The following is a 7802-nucleotide window of genomic DNA, read 5'->3' as shown; positions in this document are numbered from 1 at the left end:
TTCCCGCCGGTGGAGCGCGATACCCGCGTGCTGGTGGACGGTGGTATCGCCCGCAACCTGCCGGTCGACGTGGCTCGTGGCCTGTGTGGCGATGTTGTGATCGCCGTGGATGTGGGCTCGCCGCTACTGACCCGCAAACAGACTACCGACGCACTGTCTATCTCCGAGCAGACGGTGCGTGCCCTGATGCAGCACAACGTGGATGCGCAGGTAGCCCAGATGGGCAAGCGTGACATCCTGATCCGGCCGGACCTCGGTACCTTGTCACCGACCCAGTTCAACGCCGGCAAACAGGCGATCGAGGCTGGCGAGGCGGCGGCACGTGCCTTGCTGCCGCAGCTCTTGGCGCTGAGGGTGGACGATGCCTCCTTCGTCGCCTGGCGCGAGAAGCTGGCGACGCGTGAATTCAAGCCGGGTGTGATCAAGTCGGTGGTGGTGGAGCCCACCCGCTTCGTCAACCCCGAGGTGCTCAAGGAGGTGCTGGACGTCAAGCTCAACCAGCCGCTGGATGTGCAGGCACTGGATGAGAAGCTTGGTAAGGCCTACGCCCGAGGCGACTTCGACCAGATCGACTACCGGGTGCTGCCTGATCCACAGGGCGACACCTTGGTACTGATCCCACGTGAGAAGCCCTGGGGGCCGGGCTATCTGGACCTCGGCCTGGGTCTGCGGACCGACTTCGATGATGATGCCGCCTTCCTCTTGACCGCGCAGTACCGCCGTACCTGGCTCAATGCGCTGGGTGGTGAATGGAAGACCCGTGCCTACCTGGGCAAGGCCCACGGTATCGCCACCAGTCTCTATCAACCGTTGCGGCGCGATGGCGAGCTGTTTGTGTCGGCGGATGCCTCGACCGGCAATGATGCCTTTCCGCTCTACCTCAACGGTGACCGGATTGCGGATTACCGCCTGAGCCGTCGCAGCCTGCGTCTGGACGTCGGCTCGCTGTGGGGGCGCTGGGGTGAGCTGCGACTGGGCGTGGAGCGCTCCCGCTCGCGGCTGGGGCGGGTGACCGGTGATCCTGGCCTTCCGCAGGGGGCGGTCAACGATGGCGGCGTGGCGCTGAATCTTTCCTTCGACCAACTCGACAGCGCGCGCTACCCGCGCGACGGCAGCTTTGCACGGCTCAGTGTCTACCGCAATCTGTCGGCCCTGGGGGCGGAAGACGAGTACACCACAGCCAGGCTGGACCTCAAGCAGGCGGTCAAGGTGGGGGATTGGGCCGGCCTACTGGGCCTGGTGTACGACTACAGCAAGAATGCGACCATCAATGCCCAGCCTTCCGCCGGGGGGCTGTTCCAGCTGTCGAGCTATGGCGCCAGCGAGATCCGCGCCGACAGGATCTTCCGTGCCCAATTCCGTCTCTCCAAGGATGTGACCAAGCTGGCCCCACTATTCGGTACCGCCGGCTTCTGGGGCGTATCGCTTGAGACCGCCAAACTCTGGAACCCCTTCGATCCCTCGCTGTATAGGGGTGGGTTGCGCTACTCCGGCACGCTGTTTGTCGGTAGCGATACCCGGCTTGGCCCTGCCTATTTTGGCGTGGCCTACGGTGACAATCACCAAGGGCGGGTCTACCTGAGCATCAATGGCGACTTTTAGGACAACCAGCGATGGGGGCCTTGTCACCATCGCCGCGCCTAACAAGTCGCCTCATCTCTCGGCCTGCTGGCTGATGGCCAACCAGGGGTCTTGGCCGCTTTCGCCGGAAAATTCGCGGAAGCGGGCCAGGATGAAGTCCGCTGCGCCGCGTACCTTGGCAGAGAGGAAGCGCCGGCTTGGGAACACCAGGCAGAGGTCCAGCCGGCCGGCGCGCCACTCTGGCAGCACCCGCACCAGCTCACCCAGGCGTAGCGACTCGCTGGCCACGTAGGAGTGCAGGATGGCGATGCCCATACCGGCTACCGCGCTGGCCCTGAGGACGTCCTGGGTGTTGCAGGAAAGGGCGGGCTGCGGCCACTGTACGACTTCTACCTCATCTCCCTCCCGATAGAGCCGGTTGTCCAGCCAGCTACTGCTGGCCAGCAGCTGGTGCGTGGAAAGCTCGGCCGGAGAGGTGGGCGCGGGCTTGCCAGCGAGGTAGGCAGGGGAGGCGCAGAGGATCAGATCGGAATAGGCCAGCCGGCGCGCCACCAGGCTGCTGGCCAAGCCCTGCTGCTCGAACAGAAGGGCCAGATCGAATCCTTCTTCCACCATGTCCACCGGGCGGGCTCCCAGTACCAGGTCGATCTGCACTTCGGGGAAGGCTGCCCGATAGGCCGGCAGCACCGGTACCAGGTGGTGCTGGGCGAAGCTCAAAGGTGCGTAGGCGCGCAACACACCACGTGCTTCGGTCTGGCGGGCGCTCAGGAGGGCGTCCGCCTCATGCACTGCTTCGAGTATGTCCTGGCAGCGCGCCAGGTAGACCTTACCCGCTTCAGTGAGCGAGAGCTTGCGGGTGGTGCGTTGCATCAGCCGGGCGCCCAGCTCGGCCTCCAGCTCGGAAATGATGATGGACACCGACGCCTTGGAAAGACCCAAGGCTTCGGCAGCGCGGACGAAGCTGCCGGATTCGGCGACCTTGACGAAGGCCTGCATGGCGCGAAAGCGGTCCATTGCGAAAGTTCCCGTTTATTGTTTGGAAAAACAAAACTATCTATTGAAATATTGGATATTTATCGCAGTTTGGTCAAACGGCAGAATGCAAACCGTGGCAGCAAGACAAACGCCACCGCCGGCCGGAAGCCGGCAAACCCGCAAACTCGATAGGAGTAAGGAATCATGTCCATGACCAAACAGACCATCGCCCTGAGCGCTTTGATCGCCGGCCTCTGCGCTGTCCCCGCCATGGCCGAAGACAACGGTGCCTATGTATTTGGCCAAGCCACCCATGCCCGTGAACAGAAGGGTGCCGAAAATGTCAGCAACGGCATTGGTGCTGGCGTCGGCTACAAGTTCAACAAGAACTTCGCCGTCGAAGGTGGCTACACCGGCCTGAAGGACCACCACAATGGTTCGGCTGACGAAACCGCCAACGTCCGTGCCGTCGGCATCCTGCCGGTGACCGATAAGGTAGATGTGTTCGCCAAGGCGGGTTTTGCCCGCACCGGCACCAGCCTGGGTAGCGAAGCCAAGGATGGCGCGACCTTCGGCGTAGGCGCCAGCTACAAGCTGGACAAGAACTGGGCCCTGCGCGCCGATTACGACCGCGTGAAGGCCAATGGCGACCAGCGCATCAACGCCTATTCAGGCGGCGTGCAGTACAGCTTCTGATCTTCAGCGGCTAGTTGCGATACATCGTTGTACCCTCTCCCTAAGCAGCAAGTTGAAGCGCGCCTCCCGGCGCGCTTTTTTTCGCACCCACGGTGCGTAGCTTGACCATGACCCAGCAGGGACACTCCGTGAATACGCTGACGAGCGTAGCGAGGTTCCCCGCCGGCGGGCGGCTGCAAGGGTTCTTGGCGCTTTAGCGCCGAGAACCTGTGCGTGCAGAGCTGCGGGAGGGGCGGGGCTAGATTAGGAGGAGTACCGTCGTTCCAGTACGCGTGTATGGTGAACGCCCGGGTATCCCGGGCGCTTCTTTTGCACTCATCTTTTGTGCGCGGCTTGTTAGCTCGAGTCAGGCACTCAGCTTAGCTTTTCACCAGCGACCAGATTCTGGATCGAGGAGAAGTCCAACTTGCCGTGGCCACGCGCGCTGTGCAGGGCATAGAGGTTGCGAGCCACGCCACCCAGCAGGGTGGCGGCCTTGCTGGCCTGGGCTGCCTCCATGGCCAAGCCCAGGTCCTTGAGCATCAGGTCCGCGCCAAAACCACCCTCGTAGCCGCGGCTGGCTGGTACGCCGTCCATCACGCCTGGCCAGGGGTTGTACTTCTCCAGGCTCCAGTTGCCACCCGAGCTGACCCGCATGATGTCGCTCAGTACCTTGGGGTCGAGGCCATTGGCCACGCCAAGATTGAGTGCCTCGGCGGTGCCGATCATATGGATGGCCAGCAGCATGTTGTTGCAGATCTTGGCGACCTGGCCGGCACCAGCGTCGCCAGCGTGGAACAGGTTTTTGCCCATCTTTTCCAGGAACGGGCGAGCCCGCTCCAGATGACCGGCTTCACCACCCAGGATAAAGGTCAACGTACCCGCAGCGGCGCCGGCTGTGCCGCCAGAGACGGGGGCGTCCAGCATGGCAATGCCGCGCGCCTTGGCCGCAGTGTGCACCAGGCGTGCCGTAGCCGGGGCGATGGTGGAGCATTCCAGGACCAGGGCACCTGGATTGATGGCGTGGATCAAGCGGCCCTCGCCCAGGTAGAGCGATTCCACATGCTGGCTGGCCGGCAACATGCTGATGACCACGTCGGCACCGGTGACGGCATGCACCGCGTTGGGGGCCGCACTGGCACCCAGCGCCACGGCGGCTTCTACCGCTGACGGTACCAGGTCGAAGACCTTCAACGTATAACCCGCCTTGAGCAGATTGGCAGCCATGGGGCCACCCATGTGGCCCAGGCCGATAAAGGCGATATGCGACATCTCGGCTCTCCTTAGCGCAGGGCGATGGTGGTGTTGACCGGGCCGGCCGTGGTCTCGTCATCGAACCAACGGGCGGTGACGGTCTTGGTCTGGGTATAGAAGCGCACCACTTCCTTGCCGTAGGGGCCGAGGTCGCCCAGCTTGGAGCCGCGCGAACCGGTGAAGCTGAAGAAGGGGACTGGCACCGGGATGGGCACGTTGATGCCCACCTGACCGACGTCGATATCGTGCTGGAAGGTACGTGCCGCTGCGCCGCTCTGGGTGAAGATGGCGGTGCCATTGCCGTAGGGATTGGCGTTCACGAACGCAACGGCTTCTGCCAGCGTATCGACCTCTACAAGGCACAGTACCGGGCCGAAGACTTCCTCACGGTAGATATGCATGCCGGGCTGCACGCCTGAGAAGATGGTGGGACCAACGAAGTTGCCGTTCGGGTAGCCAGGTACGGCTGGCTTGCGGCCATCGAGTTCCAGCTTGGCGCCTTCCTCCACGCCCTGGCCAATCAGCCGTTCCACCCGAGCCAGTGCCTGGCGGTTGATCAGGGGACCAAGGTCGGCACCACCTTCATGGCCTGCGTTGAGCTTGAGCGTTTTGGCTTTTGCGACGATGTCGGGTACCCACTCGCGGGCCTTGCCCACCAGTACCGCCACCGAGATGGCCATGCAGCGCTGGCCGGCTGCACCAAAGGCGGCCCCCACCAGGGCGTTGAGCGCCTGCTCCTTGTTGGCGTCGGGCAGGAAGACGGCATGGTTCTTGGCACCCAGCATGGCCTGCACACGCTTGCCGTGCTCGCTGGCACGACGATAGACATGCGTACCCACGCCGACCGAGCCCACGAAGGAGATGGCCTTGATGTCCGGGTGATCGCAGATTGCATTCACCGCATCGACCCCACCGTGCACCACGTTGAGTACGCCGGCCGGCAAGCCGGCGCGCTGCGCCAGCTCAGCCAGCAGCATGGGGGTCATGGGGTCCTGCTCGCTGGGCTTGAGTACGAAGGTATTGCCAGTCACACAGGCCATGGGGAACATCCATAGCGGGATCATGGCGGGGAAGTTGAAGGGGGTGATGCCAGCGCAGACGCCCAGCGGTTGGCGGATGGCGTAGGTATCGACGCCACCGGCGACGTTTTCGGCAAACTCACCCAGCTGCAGGCTGCCGACCGAGCAGGCATGCTCGACCACTTCCAGCCCGCGGAAGACATCGCCCTTGGCGTCGGCCAGGGTCTTGCCTTGCTCGCGGGTCAGGGTGGCTGCCAGCATGTCCATATGCTCGCGGATCAAGGCCTGCAGACGCAGAAAGACGCGTGCTCGTTCGGCAATGGGGGTCGCGCGCCAAGCCGGGAAGGCGGCCTTGGCAGCCGCGACGGCGGCATCGACTTCGGCCGGCCCGCACATGGGCACTCGTGCCAGCACTTCCTGGGTGGCCGGGTTGTGGACGTCCTGCCAGTGCGCAGCACTGGACTGCTTGAATTCGCCGTTGATCAGCAGTTTTACGGTAGGGGTCATGTCTCGCTCCATTTTGTGTTTTGCGGCGCCGTCCCGTGGCCGGGCAGCACCGTCTATGGCTTTGTAAAGTTAATTGACGTTAACGTCAATGTAAGTTGCCATTTGCGACGCGGTTTACGTTCAAGCCCAGGCCGCGCCGGAATCTTTACTATGCGCGGTGTTGCCATCACAAAAACAGGGAGTGGACGAATGGATCATCAAGGCAAGGTGGTGTGGATTACCGGTGCCAGTAGCGGGATAGGGGAGGCCTTGGCCTATGCCCTGGCCGGGCAGGGGGCGCAGCTTGTGCTGTCGGCCCGTCGGCTTGATGAGCTGGAGCGGGTACGGCTGGCCTGCCGCAATCCGGAAGCCCATCTCTCATTGCCGCTGGACCTGGCGGATGCCGATTCTTTCCCGGCTAGGGTAGCAGCCGTGAACGAGCGTTTCGGTAGGGTCGATCTGCTGATCAACAATGCCGGCATCAGCCAGCGCTCGCTGGCGCGCGATACCTTGCTGGCGGTCGATAAGCAGCTGATGGAGGTCAACTACCTTGGCACCATTGCGCTCACCAAGGCCGTGTTGCCCGGCATGCTGGCTCGTCAGGCCGGCCACGTCGTGGCGGTCACCAGCCTGGTCGGCAAGTTCGGCACGCCCATGCGCTCCAGCTACGCTGCCTCCAAGCATGCACTGCATGGCTTTTTCGATTCACTGCGGGCGGAGTTGTGGCGCGACGGCATCCGAATCAGCCTGGTCTGTCCCGGTTTTATCCGTACCAATCTGACCTACCACGCGCTGACAGGTGACGGCAGCCCGCAGAACAAGATGGACTTTGCCCAGCAGCAGGGCATGGACCCCGCCGAGTGCGCGCAGCGCATCCTGGCCGGCCTTGCGCGTGGCCGTGACGAGCTCTATGTGGCGCAGACGCGCGAGAAACTGGCGGTCTACCTCAAGCGCTTTCTACCCGGTGTCTTTGCCCGCGTGGTCCGCAAGGCCAGGGTGACCTAATGGCGGTCGACGCTTTTGCCGGCAAGACGGTCTGGCTCACCGGCGCTTCCAGTGGCATCGGAGAGGCACTGGCTTATGCCTTGGCGGCGCAAGGGGCGCGGCTGGTGCTGTCCGCCCGCCGCACAGCCGAGTTGGAGCGGGTCCGACTGGCCTGCGCGTCGCCAGAGCAACATCTCGTGCTAACACTGGATGTGACCGACGAGGCGGCGCTACCTGACGCGGTCGCGCGGGCCGAGGCCTGGAGCGGTGGTCTCGACTGCTTGATCCTGAATGCCGGCGTAGCGCAACGTGGCGAGGCCAGGGATACCGCACTGGCGGTGGATAGGGCCTTGCTGGCAGTGAACTACTATGCGCCGGTTGCCCTGAGCAAGCTGGTACTGCCTGGCATGCTGGCACGTGGCCATGGCCGCCTGGTGGTGATCAGCAGCGTGATGGGCAAGGTCGGCATGCCACGGCGCAGCGGCTATGCTGCTGCCAAGCATGCGCTGCATGGCTACTTCGATTCGCTGCGGGCCGAGCTTTGGCCGTCCGCTATAGGTGTGACCCTGGTCTGTCCAGGCTTTATCCAGACGCCCCTGCCCATGGCCGCCCTGCAGCCGGACGGCAAGGCGCAGGGCCGCATGGATGCCTGGCAGCGGCAGGGTTACCCGGTGGCGCGCTGTGCACGGGACATACTGCGTGGCTTGGCGCGCGGGCGGGATGAGTTTTGCGTGGGTGGAAAGGAAACGCTGGCAGTCTGGCTGGCGCGCTTTTTCCCTGGCCTGTACCGGCGCATGGTGACCAAGGTGGAAGTCAGTTAAGGGAGAT

Annotated in this window: 6 protein-coding genes and 1 pseudogene; 4 read left to right on the top strand and 3 right to left on the bottom strand. The window is 63.7% G+C overall.

Annotation, left to right across the window (positions count from 1 at the left end; all coding sequences use genetic code 11):
* Positions 1-1602: pseudogene (locus VIM95_RS16395) on the top strand (hypothetical protein); the annotation flags it as partial.
* A 51-nt stretch (positions 1603-1653) separates the two neighbouring features.
* Here VIM95_RS16395 and VIM95_RS16390 read toward each other — a convergent pair.
* Entirely contained in the window at positions 1654-2595 is a 942-nt protein-coding gene (locus VIM95_RS16390) for a LysR family transcriptional regulator (protein WP_331987837.1), read from the bottom strand.
* Positions 2596-2760: 165 nt separating this feature from the next.
* Here VIM95_RS16390 and VIM95_RS16385 point away from each other — a divergent pair, with 165 nt between their 5' ends.
* Positions 2761-3252 (top strand): porin family protein, encoded by a 492-nt coding sequence (locus tag VIM95_RS16385; protein WP_331987833.1) that lies wholly within the window; start codon positions 2761-2763, stop codon positions 3250-3252.
* 354 nt (positions 3253-3606) lie between these two features.
* Here VIM95_RS16385 and mmsB read toward each other — a convergent pair whose 3' ends face one another.
* Together mmsB and VIM95_RS16375 are read right to left on the bottom strand one after the other, a co-directional pair.
* A complete protein-coding gene (mmsB, locus tag VIM95_RS16380; protein ID WP_331987830.1) occupies positions 3607-4503 on the bottom strand; it encodes a 3-hydroxyisobutyrate dehydrogenase in 897 nt (298 codons plus the stop codon).
* An 11-nt stretch (positions 4504-4514) separates the two neighbouring features.
* Complete coding sequence (locus tag VIM95_RS16375; RefSeq protein WP_331987828.1) at positions 4515-6011, bottom strand: CoA-acylating methylmalonate-semialdehyde dehydrogenase; 1497 nt, start codon at positions 6009-6011, stop codon at positions 4515-4517.
* A gap of 189 nt (positions 6012-6200) precedes the next feature.
* On the opposite strand from VIM95_RS16375, the gene VIM95_RS16370 reads away from it, so the two are divergent.
* A complete protein-coding gene (locus VIM95_RS16370; protein ID WP_331987826.1) occupies positions 6201-6995 on the top strand; it encodes an SDR family oxidoreductase in 795 nt (264 codons plus the stop codon).
* A complete protein-coding gene (locus VIM95_RS16365) occupies positions 6995-7795 on the top strand; it encodes an SDR family oxidoreductase (protein WP_331987824.1) in 801 nt (266 codons plus the stop codon). The genes VIM95_RS16370 and VIM95_RS16365 overlap by 1 nt, the downstream gene beginning before the upstream one ends.
* Positions 7796-7802 lie beyond the last annotated feature (7 nt).

This window comes from Chitinimonas sp. (assembly GCF_036568685.1).
GTDB lineage: Bacteria > Pseudomonadota > Gammaproteobacteria > Burkholderiales > Chitinimonadaceae > Chitinimonas.
This window is presented reverse-complemented; position numbering and strand designations above follow the sequence as displayed.